The organism is uncultured Victivallis sp. (assembly GCF_944391105.1).
Classification (GTDB): domain Bacteria; phylum Verrucomicrobiota; class Lentisphaeria; order Victivallales; family Victivallaceae; genus Victivallis.
Genome location: NZ_CALXSK010000034.1, coordinates 1 through 14,230 on the forward strand (window position 1 = coordinate 1; position 14,230 = coordinate 14,230).

At 61.1% G+C, this 14,230-nt stretch carries 12 protein-coding genes; 8 read left to right on the forward strand and 4 right to left on the reverse strand.

What is annotated here, in order from left to right; all coding sequences use genetic code 11:
* Nucleotides 1-81 precede the first annotated feature (81 nt).
* Nucleotides 82-867, forward strand: a complete 786-nt coding sequence (locus Q0K10_RS10800) for a prepilin-type N-terminal cleavage/methylation domain-containing protein (RefSeq protein ID WP_294506848.1) — start codon at nt 82-84, stop codon at nt 865-867.
* A 10-nt stretch (nt 868-877) separates the two neighbouring features.
* Nucleotides 878-4,312, forward strand: a complete 3,435-nt coding sequence (locus Q0K10_RS10805) for a sugar-binding protein (RefSeq protein WP_294506850.1) — start codon at nt 878-880, stop codon at nt 4,310-4,312.
* Between the two features lie 398 nt (nt 4,313-4,710).
* Here Q0K10_RS10805 and Q0K10_RS10810 read toward each other — a convergent pair whose 3' ends face one another.
* The 4 genes from Q0K10_RS10810 to Q0K10_RS10825 form a co-directional block, all read right to left on the reverse strand.
* Nucleotides 4,711-4,953: a hypothetical protein gene (locus Q0K10_RS10810; protein ID WP_294506852.1), complete on the reverse strand. Its 243-nt coding sequence runs from the start codon at nt 4,951-4,953 to the stop codon at nt 4,711-4,713.
* Nucleotides 4,954-5,040: 87 nt separating this feature from the next.
* Nucleotides 5,041-6,000, reverse strand: coding sequence for a hypothetical protein (locus Q0K10_RS10815; RefSeq protein WP_294506854.1), 960 nt, complete (start codon nt 5,998-6,000; stop codon nt 5,041-5,043).
* Nucleotides 5,997-6,926: an amidohydrolase family protein gene (locus Q0K10_RS10820; protein WP_294506856.1), complete on the reverse strand. Its 930-nt coding sequence runs from the start codon at nt 6,924-6,926 to the stop codon at nt 5,997-5,999. The genes Q0K10_RS10815 and Q0K10_RS10820 overlap by 4 nt, the downstream gene beginning before the upstream one ends.
* Nucleotides 6,875-8,038, reverse strand: a complete 1,164-nt coding sequence (locus Q0K10_RS10825) for an SDR family oxidoreductase (RefSeq protein WP_294506858.1) — start codon at nt 8,036-8,038, stop codon at nt 6,875-6,877. Before Q0K10_RS10825 ends, Q0K10_RS10820 begins: the two co-directional genes overlap by 52 nt.
* Nucleotides 8,039-8,229: 191 nt before the next feature.
* On the opposite strand from Q0K10_RS10825, the gene Q0K10_RS10830 reads away from it, so the two are divergent.
* From Q0K10_RS10830 to Q0K10_RS10855, 6 genes are read left to right on the forward strand one after another with little or no spacing between them, the layout of a single operon-like run.
* Entirely contained in the window at nt 8,230-9,249 is a 1,020-nt protein-coding gene (locus Q0K10_RS10830) for a zinc ABC transporter substrate-binding protein (protein WP_294506860.1), read from the forward strand.
* Nucleotides 9,246-10,058, forward strand: a complete 813-nt coding sequence (locus Q0K10_RS10835) for an ABC transporter ATP-binding protein (protein ID WP_294506861.1) — start codon at nt 9,246-9,248, stop codon at nt 10,056-10,058. Before Q0K10_RS10830 ends, Q0K10_RS10835 begins: the two co-directional genes overlap by 4 nt.
* Entirely contained in the window at nt 10,055-10,894 is an 840-nt protein-coding gene (locus Q0K10_RS10840; RefSeq protein WP_294506862.1) for a metal ABC transporter permease, read from the forward strand. The genes Q0K10_RS10835 and Q0K10_RS10840 overlap by 4 nt, the downstream gene beginning before the upstream one ends.
* A 27-nt stretch (nt 10,895-10,921) precedes the next feature.
* Complete coding sequence (locus Q0K10_RS10845; protein ID WP_294506863.1) at nt 10,922-11,686, forward strand: hypothetical protein; 765 nt, start codon at nt 10,922-10,924, stop codon at nt 11,684-11,686.
* Between the two features lie 20 nt (nt 11,687-11,706).
* Nucleotides 11,707-13,542 (forward strand): DNA primase, encoded by a 1,836-nt coding sequence (gene dnaG, locus Q0K10_RS10850; protein WP_294506865.1) that lies wholly within the window; start codon nt 11,707-11,709, stop codon nt 13,540-13,542.
* Nucleotides 13,543-13,561: 19 nt separating this feature from the next.
* Entirely contained in the window at nt 13,562-14,203 is a 642-nt protein-coding gene (locus Q0K10_RS10855; protein ID WP_294506867.1) for a hypothetical protein, read from the forward strand.
* Nucleotides 14,204-14,230 lie beyond the last annotated feature (27 nt).

The following is a 14,230-nucleotide window of genomic DNA, read 5'->3' on the forward strand; positions in this document are numbered from 1 at the left end:
GAGGATTTTACTCAATTCAAACTCGTAAAAAATTGAGTTTTTCCCGGCATCGAAGTGGAATTTTATCATAGGAGATGCCAAATGACACGTCATTCATTCAGCAACACCGTCTTTCCGCTTCCGCAAGCGGAGCTTGTTCCCTGCGCCGACCGGCGGCTCCGGCCCGAGGTCACGGAGGCTTTCTCCAATTCCTGTGAGCGCAGAACACGCAATGCCTATTTTACATTAATAGAGTTGCTCGTGGTGATTGCGATCATCGCGATTCTGGCCTCCATGCTGCTGCCGGCGCTGAACCAGGCGCGGGCGCGGGCGCGGACCGCGAGTTGCGTGAGCAACCTGAAACAGGCCGGAACCATTTTCGCTCTTTACACGGATGTTTCCGACGGCTACTATCCGGTTTCGGACTCGTGGCCGGAAGATCCGGCGATGCCGCGCTGGCCGGTTGCATTGCTGCGTGCCGGACTGGTGACGACGGGGGACGGGCTGAACAACACGCAGCCCGCGCCGACGATGTGGCGCCAGGGGACACTTCCGGCGGGAATCTGGCGCTGTCCGGAAGGAGCTCCGGCGAAGAACGACTGGGACGGTGCGCAGACGCATTACGGGATGAACGGCGAGACCTTCCGCAAATACCGCAAGACGCATTTCACGAAACGCCACTCTTCCCTCGCGATGATGGCGGACACCATAAACAGCGGCGTGGCGTTTTTTTCGCTGAACACGGCCAACGAGGGAAGTGACAGCGGCAGTTCGCGCCTTCGCTACAACCACAACAACTCCGCGAATTTCCTGATGCTCGACGGGCATGTGGAGAATTTCGGCTTGCTGCGGGTTCCGACGCGCGTCATCTGGTTCTGGGAAAATTAGGGGATGGGCGATGAAACTGGTCTTGCTGTTTTCGGCGCTTTTCTGCGGAACTTTTCTCTTTGGAGCAGGGCTGATCGATGATTTCGAATCCGGGGTGCGCAGCTGGGGCGGTTGGTGCGACGCGAAGTCGGAGCGGCCTGTTTTCCGCCTCTGCGATGATTCGGTGGGGGGGAAGCATTCGCTGGAATTCACATTTCCCGGTTCAAAGACTTACGGTGGCGTGACACGGAATCGGTTGACGATTCCTTCGGACGCGGCGGCGCTCGAATTCTGGATCAAGCCGGTGAGCGGTGCGGTTCCGGGGACGCTTCTGCTGGAAACGGTCGCCGGGGATGGAGAACCTCGCGATGTGTTTCGGGCGACGCTGCCCGCAACGGCGGCGGGAAGCTGGCGGAAGGTTTCGATTCCGCTTGACAAGTTCACCTATGCCTATACGAAAAACGGCCCGGCCCGGGACGAAAAAAATCTCCGGCCGGATCGTTCGCGACAGTTCGACCTGATTCTGATCGGTTACCGGCAGCCTGCCGGGGTCTTCCGTCTCGACAATCTGGGGTGGAGCGCGGCGAAGCCGGCGAACCCGGAGGAGTCCCGGCCGGAACAGCCCGTGGGCGTCAACCTCGTGCCGGGCGACACGAGTTTCGAGACCGGAATCGGCGGATGGATCTACTACTATGCGCCGGAAGCGCTCGACGTCTGCCGCACCGACGGCGCTTTCGGGACGAACTGTCTCGAACTGAAGGGGGGGGCCGAAACGGTCTCCTGGGTGAACAACTATCTGATGCACGATGCAATCCGGGCGGGGAACGAGTATGTCCTGAGCTTTTACGCCAAGGCCGCGCCGGGGAAGAAACTCATGGCGCGGGTGATTGATCTCAACTGGAACTATCTGGCGAATCGGGAGTTTGAACTTTCTCAGGAGTGGGAGCGTTACACGCTCCATATTCCGGCGACCGGAGAGGACCGCAGGAGTTTCATCGCGTTTGACGTTCCGAGGGCTGCGGGCGGGAATGTGCGGATCGATGCGATTCAGCTCGAACGCGGTTCGCAGCCCGGCCCGTACCGCGCAAGTTCCGAGGTGGAGCTTTATGCGACGACCGGAGCGAGCGGCGAAATCGTCACCGCCGGAGAAACTCCGGTTCTGGAAATTCGGATGCGCAACACGACCGGAAGAGCGATACGCGCCGGGCTTTCCGTCGAGTTGAACCGAGCGAAGGTTTCCCTGCAGCGGAAGCTCGATCTTGCGCCGGACAAAACCGAATTGTGGCGCATTCCGTGCGAATTTGCCCGGGAGTGCGGCTATTATCCGATCCGCATCACACTTCGGGATGAGCGCGGTGAGCTGCTTGCCCGGCAGTATGCGCCGTTCGTCGTGGTTCCGCAGGTCGATCCGGAACATACGGACGGGTTGTTCGGAATTTCGATCAACTATGTGCCGCAGGATGCAATGCGGAGGCTCGGATCGACCTGGACGCGCGGAAATTCCACTTCCTGGCAGACGGCCGAACCGCGCCGCAGGGAACTGATTGCCGGTGGGTCGCGACGTCGTTCCCCGCTCAACCAGCTCTTCACGATCACCGATATGATCCGGACTCCCGACTGGGTGGAGAAGAAGAACGGCCTTGTGGCGGATCCGGAGTCCGTCCGCGCCTTTGCGCGCTGGACGGCCGGAAACATCGGACCGTATGCCGGAGCGTTTGAACTTCAGAACGAACCGGACCTGACCATGCTGAAACCCGCCGGGGTCGGCCGCGAAACGGCGGCGGCAAATCTGGCCTCGCTCTACAAGGTTTTCCATTCGGAGATTACCGCGACCGGCAAACCGCTGCTGCTGAATATCTCCGGCGAAGGAATCGAATTCGCGCGCGAAATGTTCCGGCTTGCCGCGGAGTCGATCGACGGGCTCGCCTCTCATCCCTACACGTTTCCGCGATACATCGGGCCGCGGGCGGGATATTGTTCCGGACCGGAGGACGGCAAGGTGCTCGACCAGCTGAAGGCGGCGGCCGGACTGCTCGAACAGTATGGAAAGGGGCGCGAACTCTGGATCGGAGAGCTCGGATGGGGACTCGATTACGAGGCCGAACCCGATTCGGTCTGGGCGGAACGGCAGGCCGCGTATCTGGCGCGTTGTTTTCTGCTCTGCCGCACGCTCCCGCAGCTCAGGCACATGATCTGGTTCACCGGGGCCGGATGTCTGGAGGGCGGGCGTTATGAATACGGAATCTGGCGGAATGACAACGGATTGCGTCCTCTTCCGGCGGTCGGTGCCTTCGCCGCGTTGCGGGAGATCCTCGATGGAACGGAGAAGAGTGAGATTCTGCTCGACGACGAGATCCGGGCCGTCGGCTGGAAGAACGGCGGGCGGGAGTATCTCGCCATCTGGGCGCCGGAGCCCGATCCCGCCGCACAGCCGGTTGATCCGTGCGGTGCAAAAGTCCGCGATCTTTATGGAATGTCCGTCTCCGGCGGGTTTGTTCCGGGGGAGGCTCCGCATTATCTGGAGTTGGCCTCTCCGGAGCAGCGGGAACAGATACTGCGTCAGCTTGCGCAGCGCAAACCCCTCACTGTCGAAGGACGGTTCCCCGATGACCGGACGCTCGCGCTTTCGGTTCGCAACAACCTTTCCGAACCGTGGAGCGGCACACTCCGGGGCGACGGAGTTCCGGAGGAGAAGCTCATGCTCAAACCAAACGAATTGCGCGAGATGCAGCTCAAACTCGCCGCGCCGCTGCCGGTCGGCGGACGAAACCTGGAAATCGAGTTTCGCGCCTCAGACGGGGGCAGGGGGATTCCGATGCGTTTCGCCGCGCCGCCGATGCTCGATGTCGCGCCGCTCGGAAAACGTGACTGGAAGAGCGTCCCCTTCGAGGAACTTCCCGTGCAGGTGGTATTGGAGGAACGCAACGAGATCTATCCGCCTGATCCGTTCATCAACTGGCAGGGACCGGACGATCTCTCCGCCCGGCTTTCGCTCGCGTGGGATCAGGAGGGAATGTATCTCTTTGCGCTGGTTCGGGACGATCATTTCGAGCAGCCGTACTCCGGAGAGAACATCTGGCGTGGTGACTCGATGCAGTTCGCCTTCGACTGCGGCAATGACGCCCGCCCGCGTGGCGGCTACGACAACAACGATTGCGAATTTACCGTCGCCTGCGGACAGTTGCCGTGGTGTCATCAGGCCGTTGCCGAAAAGGAGACCGGGCGGGCCGACCGGAGGCTCGAAACAGTCGTGACCCGGGAAGAGGGGCGGATACTCTACCGGATTCGAGTTCCCTGGAGCGAGTTGACTCCCTTCGGGCCTCGCCCCGGTGCGATTGCGGGATTCAATGCGGTGTTCCACGATCGTGACGAAGGAGTGACAAACTACTTCGCGGCGATGTCGCCGGGACTTTCCCCCTTCAAAAATCCCGCTCAATTCCGCCGTATCCGGCTTGTGGAGCGTTGAATTCCGGGCGCGCAGCCGGAGATTGGCAATCGATGCGGATCTCCGCCGTATTACGCCCCGGGAGTTCTGCAGGAGCGTCGAAGGAACAACGGAGAAAGCTGTATGCCCCGAATCGGGAACGGATGAAATTCGCCCTCATGTGGGCGAATCGCGACTGGTGTCGGTCCCGCGGCCGGGAGAATGGCCGCGGGGGGACTGTCCTGGGCGAGTGACGCCGGAGACCTTTGAACGCACCTGCGACCTCGTGATCGAGCGCTGCTTTTTACCGTCGAACTATCGGCGGAAGACGACCGCCCGATTGGATTCGCGGGCGAGAATCGCGTGAACTCTTGCGGAAACCGGTTCCAAACTCCCCATCACCACCTCCCGTATTTCGTTCGGTCAATCTGTGAGCTCAGTTACTTCTTTTTCCGGACGAGCAGCAGCATCATGAGCGCGACGATCACCGCCACCGCGAACCCCGCCTGTTCGTTGTAGTACCAGCCGCAGACACTTCCCGCGATCGCCGCCGGCAGGAAGATCATCATCAGCGTGAAGATACACCCCGCGATCTTGATCCCGAGCGTGATGATGACGACCAGCGCCAGCGCCGCGCCCGCGGCGAAGAGAACGGTCATGGGGTCGATGGCTTGAAGATCCATGGGTTTCGATGATGTTCCGGTTGAAATTGCTGATTTACTATAATACGGTTGCGCTGTTTCCGCAAGGGGAATGAAACAATTTTTTCGTCACTTTCCCTCGCGGAATGGTCGTTCGCCGCAGAATACACAGCGCGTCTGCGTCCGGCGCAACGGCGTTCCGCAGAAAGAACAGCGCGCCGGAACTCCGATCGCCCGCAACCGCCTGCCGTTTCTTGACGACGCCGTGCTCAGTATCAGGATTCCCGTCAGCGCGAACGGAAACAAGAGAAACGGCTTCCGAAAACAGAGTGTCGTCGTGAGCGCCGCCGCCGCAACTGCCGCAAACCATGCCGCCGCCCAAATCCGGGTTTGCCGGTTCCGGCGCAGGACGGCGAGATAATGCGATTCCGGCGGCAGCTCCGGGACATGCGGATTCCGGTGAAACGCGCAGAGCTGCCGCCCGCACTCCGAACAACGGGCCGTGTGCCGCAGAAGCGTGAGACTCATTTCTCCTCCACAGTGCGGACACCGGAGCGGGAAAGGGTGGAATCCGCGCAGAAACGTGAGCGGCGCAAGCAATACCGCGAGCGCGACTCCGGCAAAGAACAGCACGTTTGAGGCATCGTCTGTTTCCAGGTTCCAGACGCTTCCGAGGAACAGAATCAAAACGATGGCGCCCCCCAGACAGGCCGGAGGAAGAAATCGTTTCCCGCTGTGCAGATTCAACTCTTCCGGCGGAGTGGTTGAGGCCGCATCCGGCTCGAACACCATTTCTCCGCAGCGCGGGCAGCGGCCGGTCGCGACGATCTGCCGGAGACGCCCCGGAACAGCCCGGCCGCACCTCGGACAACGGTATCGCCTGAGAAAATTCCGGCGGAACAGAGTCAGCAGAACCAGAAAAACGGCCGGCGGTGCCAGAAGCGCGACAGCCAGCCATGCGGGATTCAAAGAGGTGGAAGTCGCGAGTCCGAGCAGCCATGCCGCATAGAACCAGCCCGCGCCGAGCAGGAGTGTCCTCCCCTGCTTTCTGAACCGTTTCACCTCCTCCGCAAATTCCGAACGCCTCATTGTCCGTCTCCCGGCAGATCGAGTTTCAGAAGTTCCGCGGCGTTCCGGAAAAAGATCCGCTCCTGTTCCGACGGCGAGAGCGGCAGCGAACGGATGAATTCGAGCTGCTTCTTCTGGTCGTACCACGGCGAGTCTGTGCCGAAGAGGATCTTCTCTGCACCATGCGCCCGGATGATCCGGGTCAGCTGTTCCGGCGTGATGTATTCCCGCGCCACCATGGCCAGATCAAGGTAGACTTCCATGCCGGCGAGGTATTTTTCAACCGCATCCCACATCGCCATGCCGCCGAGATGTGCGAGCACGAGCCGCAGCCCCGGAAAACGGCGATGAAACTTCGCGAGCGACTCCGGGTCGCTGTGGTAAGGCGGCTCGTACATCGCATCCCACCCCGCGTGGGTGACGACGATGAGCCCGAGCTTTTCGCACTTCTCCCAGACCGGGAAGAGCCGCTCCTCGTCGAAACGGAACTGCTGATACTCCGGGTGAACCTTGATGCCAGGCAGCCCCGCCGCGGCGATCGCGTCGAGCGTTTTCAGCGGATCCGGCTCATCGGGATGGATTCCGCCGAGCATGAGAATCGGCGGATGGTTTTCGCGCGCGGCCCAGGCGTTGATGTTCGCACTGTTGGCGGGGGTGTTCACGACCGGCAGCCCCACGGCCAGGTTGATCCCGGCCCGGCGCATCGACTCTTCCAGCCCGGAACGGGTACCGTCCGCGAAGAAGCCGATCTTCTGCGAACAGAATGCAATCGCCTTTTCCGCGACCTTGTCCGGGTAGAAGTGTGTGTGAAAATCGATGACCATCTGCTGACGAAAAGGGGCGGTCCGGTCTCTCCGGCTCCGCCCCGCTCCGATTGTCCTGTGCCTGTTCCGGTTTACTCCTCGACCGGCGCGCCCATCGGAGTGTTCGCGAGCTTCTGCAGCCACTCGACCTTCGGGAAGTAATCCTTGTAGTAGGAGCGGATCAGAATTTCGAGCCCCTTCGTGCCATACTCCCAGTCGAGGATCTTGTCGCCGAGCGCCTTGCGGACATTGCTCTGATCAAAGACGATGTCCGACGAGAAGTACGGGAAAAGATCGCCGAGGAACCGGCTCATGAGCTTGTTGTCGCGGTTCGGCAGATTTTCGTTCGGATCGATCGACACCCCTTCGAGCCGCAGCACGCCGCAGACCGCGTCCTGGATCTGGCGGGTCGTAAGCGGACTGTCGCCGGTGACATGGTAGGCGGTGTTCGTGACCGGCTGCTGGAAGAGCGCCGTGATCGCCTCCTGCACATAGTCGATCGGCACGAAGTAGACGTGCTCGGAGGGAATCGTCGCAAAGTTGATTCCGAGGTCGACCGGCTGCACATGCGGAATTCCAAGTTTCGTGCAGCGGTGACTCTTGAGTTTGCCGAGGAATTCAAGAATGCGGTAGAACGCCAGCGGCTTGCGGATCCGTCCGTCGGAACGGCGGCCCGTGATGATCGCGGGACGGTAGATCGTGAACGGGATTCCCGATTCGCGCACGAGCATCTCCGCCTTGAATTTGCTCTCTTCGTAGGGGTTGTTGAATCCGTTGTCGACCGGCTTGTCCTCCAGCGCGGTCCCGGCCAGCTTCCCGGCGATATAAGCGGTTCCGACATAATGGAACTCTTTCACCTTGAGCAGCTTCGCGAGTTCGACCATGTTTTTGGTCCCCTCGTAGTTGATCCGGAAGGTTTTTCCGGTCGGATCCTGGCCGAGGTTCACATCCGCCGCGCAGTGGAAAATCACATCGACGCCCTTGAGCAGCGGATCTTTCGCCAGCTCGGCCGGGTTGATGGTGACGACGTCCCCTTCGATCACCTGAACCCTGGAGAGAATCTGATCCGCCAGTTCCGGACAGCCGTCGAACTTGCACTCGTCGCGGATAATCTCCTCGGTTCTCTGTTTCGCACTCTTTACCGGACTTTTCCGTGCGAGACAGACGAACTCGCAATCCTGACGCTCCCGAAGCAAAGCCACAACGAAAGCACTGCCGACGAGACCGGTGATGCCGGTCAAAAAGATTTTCTTCATGGTTCCTGTTCTTTTATTTTTGTGAAAACCAAATATAAATGGCTTTAAACTATACACCTGAAAGATATCTATTGCAAGCGGACAGGCGAAAAAAAGTCTCCTGTAACGACGGAAGGACGTTTTTTCGCTTGACTTTGAGTGGGGGAGCGCGTATCTTAATTATAATTACAGTTGAAGGAAGGTGTTGATTTATGCGATTTCATTTTTTCGATCGGATTCCGGTATTGCTTGCTGCGCTGTTTCTCGCCGGCTGCGGGGAGTCCGAGAGCGGTTCCGCCGCCTCCGGGCGCATGCTTGTGTACAGCGGATTGCCGCCGGTCGCCTACCTCGCTTCCGCCGTCGGCGGCGAGCGGGTGGACTCCCGCTCAATGCTGCCGGAGGGGCGCAGTCCGCACGATTATTCGCCGGGCCCGCGGGAGATTCGCGGCGCGGCGTCAGCCCGGTTTTTCTTCACGACCGGAATGAGTTTCGAGAATACGGTCAGCAGGCCGCTCGATTCGTCCCGGACGCGTGTGGTCGACGTCAGTCAGGGCGTCGAGCGGATCCCGTTCGACGGCGCCGGCTGCGACGATCCGTCACACCGCCACGAGGGGGCGGTGATTCATGATCACGAGTGTGCGCATCATCACAAGCCCGGCGAGGTCTGCACCGATGACCACTCCGGAGAGGAGGCCGCCTGTTCCGCCTGTGCCGAGGATCATGCCCACGGGGCGTTCGATCCGCATGTCTGGCTCTCCGCTGACAATGCGGCTGTCATTGCCGGGAACATCGCAAAAGCATTTCAAGAGGCCGATCCCGAAGGCGCCTCATACTACGAAGCGAACCTCGCGGCTTTGAAGAAGAAGCTCGCCGAGAGCGGCGCGTATGCCAGGAACGAGCTCGCACCTTATGCGGGAAAAGGTTTTTTCGTCTACCATCCCGCGTTCGGGTATTTCGCGAAGATGACCGGGCTCCGGCAGGAAGCGATCGAACTCGGCGGACGGGAGGCCACGACGGGCCGCCTTGCCGAGATCATCAAACTGGCACGGGAGCATGGCGTCCGGGTCGTTTTCGTTCAGCCGCAGTTCAATCCGGCCAGCGCCCGCGCGCTCGGGGAGGCGATCGGCGGCAAGGTCGCCGGACTTGACGCGCTCGCCGCGGATATTCCCGCAAACATCCGTGCGATGACTGACGCCCTCAAAGAGGGTTTTTCCGCGGAAAAGGGGAAATGAGAGCGATGGATTCCTCCGCGCAGACCATTGTCGAACTTTCGCACGTGAGTTTCGGTTACGAGCCCGGCGTTCCGGCGCTTGAGGATGTGACGTTCCGGATCGAACGCGGCCGCTCCGGCTGCATCGTCGGACCGAACGGCGGCGGAAAAAGCACGCTCATGCGGTTGCTGCTCGGGCTCCTGACCCCGCAGAAGGGGGAGATCCGGGTGTTCGGAAAAACGCCGATCGCGGCCAGACCGCTGATCGGCTACATGCCGCAGTATCACCAGCTCGATGCCGCGTTTCCGGTCACGGTGTTCGAGGTTGTGCTCATGGGGCGGATGCGCCGGGGGTTCTTCGGTCGTTACGGGGCCGCCGACCGGGAGGCGGCGCGGAATGCGCTTCGCGAAATGGGGATTCCGGACCTTGGGCCGCGTCGGTTCTCCGAGCTTTCCGGCGGCCAGCGGCAGCGGGTTCTGATCGCCCGGGCGCTCGCGTGTGAGCCGGAACTTCTGCTGCTGGACGAGCCGACTGCGAATATCGATCCCGGTGCCGAGGAACAGTTCTACTCCACGCTCGACGTGTTGCGCCGCCGCATGACCGTGCTGACCGTGTCGCACGATCTCGGCTTCGTGAACCGCGAAATCGACCTTGTGATCTGCGTGAACCGCCGGGTGACGGTTCACGAGGCGGCGGCCTTTTCGGCGGAGACGGCGAACGAGGTCTATCACCATCAGGTCAACCTCATCAAGCACGACCATGCCTGTTTCTGCAACTGTGAACACCGCAGGCGCGAGCCTTATGCCGCGGGCGAGGAGGCGGGAAAATGAACCTCTTTACCGATTTGTTCCGCCCGGAAATGGCGTTTCTGCGGTATGCGCTGCTGGTGGGGGCGCTTTCGAGCGTGGCGCTCGGAATCGTCGGGACGATGGTGGTCACGCGCCGGATCAGTTCGCTGGCGGGGGCGGCGTCTCATGCCGCTCTCGGCGGGATCGGCGCGGCACTGTTTCTTCAGCAGCTTGCGCTGCCGGGACTCTCTCCGATGATCGGCGCGGTAGTCGGGGCGGTCTCCGCTGCACTCGTGGTCGGCACGGTGAATCTTTACGCCCGCGAGCGGGAGGATACGATCATCAACGTGGTCTGGGCGCTCTGGATGTCGATCGGGCTGCTGTTTCTGAACTGGACGCGCGGATACGTCGACTGGCAGGGATATCTGTTCGGGAACATTCTCCTGCTTACGAGAAGCGAAGTGTACATGATGATCGGGCTGGACGTATTGATTTTAGCGCCGACGCTGTTTTTTTACAACAACATTCTCGCGATGTCGTTCGACTGGACGTTCGCGGAACTGCGCGGGGTGCGTGTGAAGCTGATCTACTTCGCGCTGCTGATTCTGACGGCGCTGGCGATTGTGCTGCTCATCAATGTGGTCGGCATCATCCTTGTGATTGCGCTTCTGACGCTGCCGGCGGCGACGGCGGGGTGTTTCACGCGGCATCTCTGGTCGATGATGGTGCTCGCGACGGTGCTGAGCTGTCTTTTTGTGGTGACGGGACTGCTGGGAAGTTACTGGTTCAATCTGCCGTCCGGTCCGGCGATCGTGGTGCTGGCTTCGACGGTTTATCTGTTCGGACTCGGATTCAATGCGTGGCGGAAACGCTGCTGAGCAATTTTTTTACAGGAAGGTGGGACAATGAAACGAATGACCGGGATCCTCTGCTGCGGCGTCGCGGCCGCACTGCTGATTCTCGCCGCCGGCTGCGGACCGAATACGGTGGACGAATGTCTGAATGCCGGAGCCGCATACGGTGCGAACGGGGATTGGAAGAAGGCGCTCAAAATGGCCGAACGTGCGGAATCGCTTTCGGAGAACAGCGTTCCGGCGCTTGTGCTGCGCGCGATCGCGCATGAAAAGCTCGGGGAACGGGATCTTGCGCTTGACGCGGCGCGGCAGGCGGCGACGCTCAATCCCGAAAGTTTTGTCGCGCAGTACACGCTCGGGCGGCTTTATGCGGCTGATCCGACACGTTACTCCGATGCGCTCGCGCCATTGACCCGCGCTGCGAAACTGCGGAATTTCCGGGACCGGAATACGCTCATTCTGCTTGCGAACACCACTGCGGCACTGCGTTCGCCGTCGGCGGGGAACTGGTTGAACTTCCTGGTCCGGGTGGCTCCGGAGATCGGCAGTGATCCGGCTTACCGGAATCTGCTCGGCATTGTTCTGACTCGCGCGCGGAAGCTCGATTCCGCCCGGCAGGAGTTCACACAGGCGTACCAGCAGGACCGTTCGAATCCGATGGTGGTTTACAACATCGGGGTCTTCTTCGACCGTTACGCGGCGAATCCCCGCGCGGGCAGGCAGTTCTATCAGGCGTTCCTGCGTCTTGCCGGGGATGATCCGCAGTATGCGGATCTGAAGAGCCGGGTTTCCGCGCAACTCACGCAGATGCGCTGAAGAGAGGGTTGCGGTTCGCAATGGCTTTCGGCGTTTCCAAGGATGTGATCGAGGAGATCCGGTCACGGTGTGACATCGTGGATCTGATCGGGAGCGTTGTGCCGCTGAAGCGTTCCGGGACGAACACCTATAAAGGACTGTGTCCGTTCCATCAGGAGAAGACACCGTCGTTTCATGTCGACGCGGCCCGGCAGATGTATCACTGTTTCGGGTGCGGCAAGGGGGGGGATGTGTTCCGGTTCTGCATGGAGCGGGAGAATGTCGGTTTCTCCGACGCGCTGCACATGCTTGCGGCCCGGGTCGGGGTCGTGATTCCGGAAAACAGCGGATCGGACGCGGACCCTGCGGCGGGGCGGCGGCGCGCCGACGCGCGGGAACGTCTCTACCGGATCAACGAGGATCTGTGTTGTTTTTTTGAGCGGACGCTCCAGTCGAATCCGGATTCGCCTGCGGCGCGTTACCTGGCCGGACGGGGAATCCCGCGCGAGGTGGCCGGACGTTTCCGCATCGGCGCCGCGCCGGATGACTGGACGGCCTGCCTTCGCTACGGCCGTTCGCTCGGATATACGGATGAAGAGCTTGTCGTCTCCGGCATCGTGCGGCGCAAGGAGGAGACCGGGCGGCTCTTCGATCACTTCAAGGGGCGTCTCACGTTCGCGATCACGAACGAGCAGGGGCGCGTGGTCGGATTCTCCGCCCGTTCGCTTGAGGCGAAACCCGTTGCCGGAAAATACATCAATACGCCGGAGAGCCCGGTGTTCAAAAAGGGCAATCTGCTCTACGCGCTCCCGCTCGCGCGCAAGATGATGGTCGAGCGGAACATGGCGATTCTCTGCGAAGGGCAGCTTGACGCGATTGCATTTCACCGGGCGGGGCTCGAATGCGCGGTTGCGCCGCAGGGAACGGGGTTCACGGAGGGACAGGCGCGGATTCTCAAGCGGTATGCGAGCCGGGTGTATCTGGCGTTCGACGCGGATTCCGCCGGGCAGAAGGCGATTCTGCGGGCGGTGGAGATTCTGCTGCCGCTCTCGATGGAGGTCCGGGTAATCCGGATTCCCGGCGGCAAGGATCCCGACGAACTGTTCCGAAACGGCGGAGCGGCGGCGGTCGTGGCTGCGGTCGACGCTGCCGTTCCGTGGCTTGAGGTTCTGGCCGGTTCGCTGCCGGAACGTTATGATATGAATTCGCCCGCCGGACGCGGCCAGGCGGCGGCGGAGGTTGCCGGTTATCTGCTGAAAGTTACGAACCAGGTCGAACTCGAACTGTATATCCGCCAGGCGGCGACACTGTTGCAGGTCAGCGAAGAGGCGTTTTATTCCGAACTGCGGCTCGTGCAGAGCGGAGCGCGGAGAGCCGAGGCGTTCCGTCCGGCGCGGGAGTCGGAAGAGGTCTCTTCCCGTCCGCAGGCGTCCGGACGCGATGTCGCGGCGGGGAAAACGCTTTCGCCCGGGCTTTCAGCTGCTCTTCTGACTCTGCTTGAGCTCGCGCTTCTGTCGGAGGATGCGGCGCGCCGTCTCGGGGAGATTTTCGATGGGGAAAACGAGACGCTCGACGAGTCGAATCCGGTGGAAAAGGCTTTGAACGTTGTGATCGGCGCCGCGCTGAACGGCGAGCATGAACATGCCGCTTCCCTTCTGGCGGATCTGCAGCTTGAGGAGCCGGCTCCGGAAATCAGCCGGGTTCTGGTCGAGCGCAGGGAGTTCGCCGATCCGGAAAAGGCTTTGCGCGACGCCGTCGCACAGCTGCACCGCGAGCGCAGTCGCGAAAGCCGGGCTGAACTCATGAGAAGACTGCGCGGCTCCGCCGACCCGGCCGAGCGCATGGAGATTCTGAAAGCGATTTCAAAATTGAGGTAAGGGAAAGGAGCTTTTTGATATGACAAGGTGGATTCCGGTTGCCGCGGTGGTGCTGTTTGCGCTCTCCGGTTGCGTGCGCGTGGAGGAGGAGAAAAAGGAGCAGAGATTTGTGGCCGGTTCGCTGCCGCTGCCGGAATATGCTCCGATCGAACGTTATAAACTTGAGCTCGATCTTGAAGGGCGGCGGGATCTCGTGGCCGGCACTTCCGGGCGGCTCAACTTTTCGCTGACGAACACCGACACGCAGCCCGTGCGGATTCCCGAATGGTATGCCGACGAGCCGAAGAACATTGAACTCTTCTGCCAGCCGTGGTTTGAAGGAATGACCGATCCGAACGAAGATCTCTGGGTCCCGATCGACTATGACTGGCGGCAGGATCTGGAGGGCGAGGAGCTCAAGAGCGCCATGACCCGTTATGCCGATCCGAATGCGCCGGACTTCCGCTTCCCGCTGGAACTCTCCCCGGGGAACAAGGTGTTCATCAGTCGAAGTTTGCGGATTGTCCGGGCGTTGAAGGTTCCGGATGACATGGAGCGCAGGTTCTTCATCAAGGCGCGGCTGAATCTGAAGTCGGTGAATGTCGAGAGTCCGGTCTTTGCCGTGACGGTTCACTCCCCCGCCGCCGAGGAGGCGCTGCAGAAATCGCAGAAGAAGCGCTAGACCCGGACAGGCCGGCGGAACAACGGA

Bases quoted from the DNA above. Each gene is read 5' to 3' on its own strand.
- Q0K10_RS10830 (WP_294506860.1), top strand. From the start codon at position 8,230: ATGCGATTTCATTTTTTCGATCGGATTCCGGTATTGCTTGCTGCGCTG.
- Q0K10_RS10805 (WP_294506850.1), top strand. From the start codon at position 878: ATGAAACTGGTCTTGCTGTTTTCGGCGCTTTTCTGCGGAACTTTTCTC.
- Q0K10_RS10845 (WP_294506863.1), top strand. From the start codon at position 10,922: ATGAAACGAATGACCGGGATCCTCTGCTGCGGCGTCGCGGCCGCACTG.
- dnaG (WP_294506865.1), top strand. From the start codon at position 11,707: ATGGCTTTCGGCGTTTCCAAGGATGTGATCGAGGAGATCCGGTCACGG.
- Q0K10_RS10840 (WP_294506862.1), top strand. From the start codon at position 10,055: ATGAACCTCTTTACCGATTTGTTCCGCCCGGAAATGGCGTTTCTGCGG.
- Q0K10_RS10800 (WP_294506848.1), top strand. From the start codon at position 82: ATGACACGTCATTCATTCAGCAACACCGTCTTTCCGCTTCCGCAAGCG.
- Q0K10_RS10815 (WP_294506854.1), bottom strand. From the start codon at position 6,000: ATGAGGCGTTCGGAATTTGCGGAGGAGGTGAAACGGTTCAGAAAGCAG.
- Q0K10_RS10825 (WP_294506858.1), bottom strand. From the start codon at position 8,038: ATGAAGAAAATCTTTTTGACCGGCATCACCGGTCTCGTCGGCAGTGCT.
- Q0K10_RS10835 (WP_294506861.1), top strand. From the start codon at position 9,246: ATGAGAGCGATGGATTCCTCCGCGCAGACCATTGTCGAACTTTCGCAC.
- Q0K10_RS10855 (WP_294506867.1), top strand. From the start codon at position 13,562: ATGACAAGGTGGATTCCGGTTGCCGCGGTGGTGCTGTTTGCGCTCTCC.
- Q0K10_RS10810 (WP_294506852.1), bottom strand. From the start codon at position 4,953: ATGGATCTTCAAGCCATCGACCCCATGACCGTTCTCTTCGCCGCGGGC.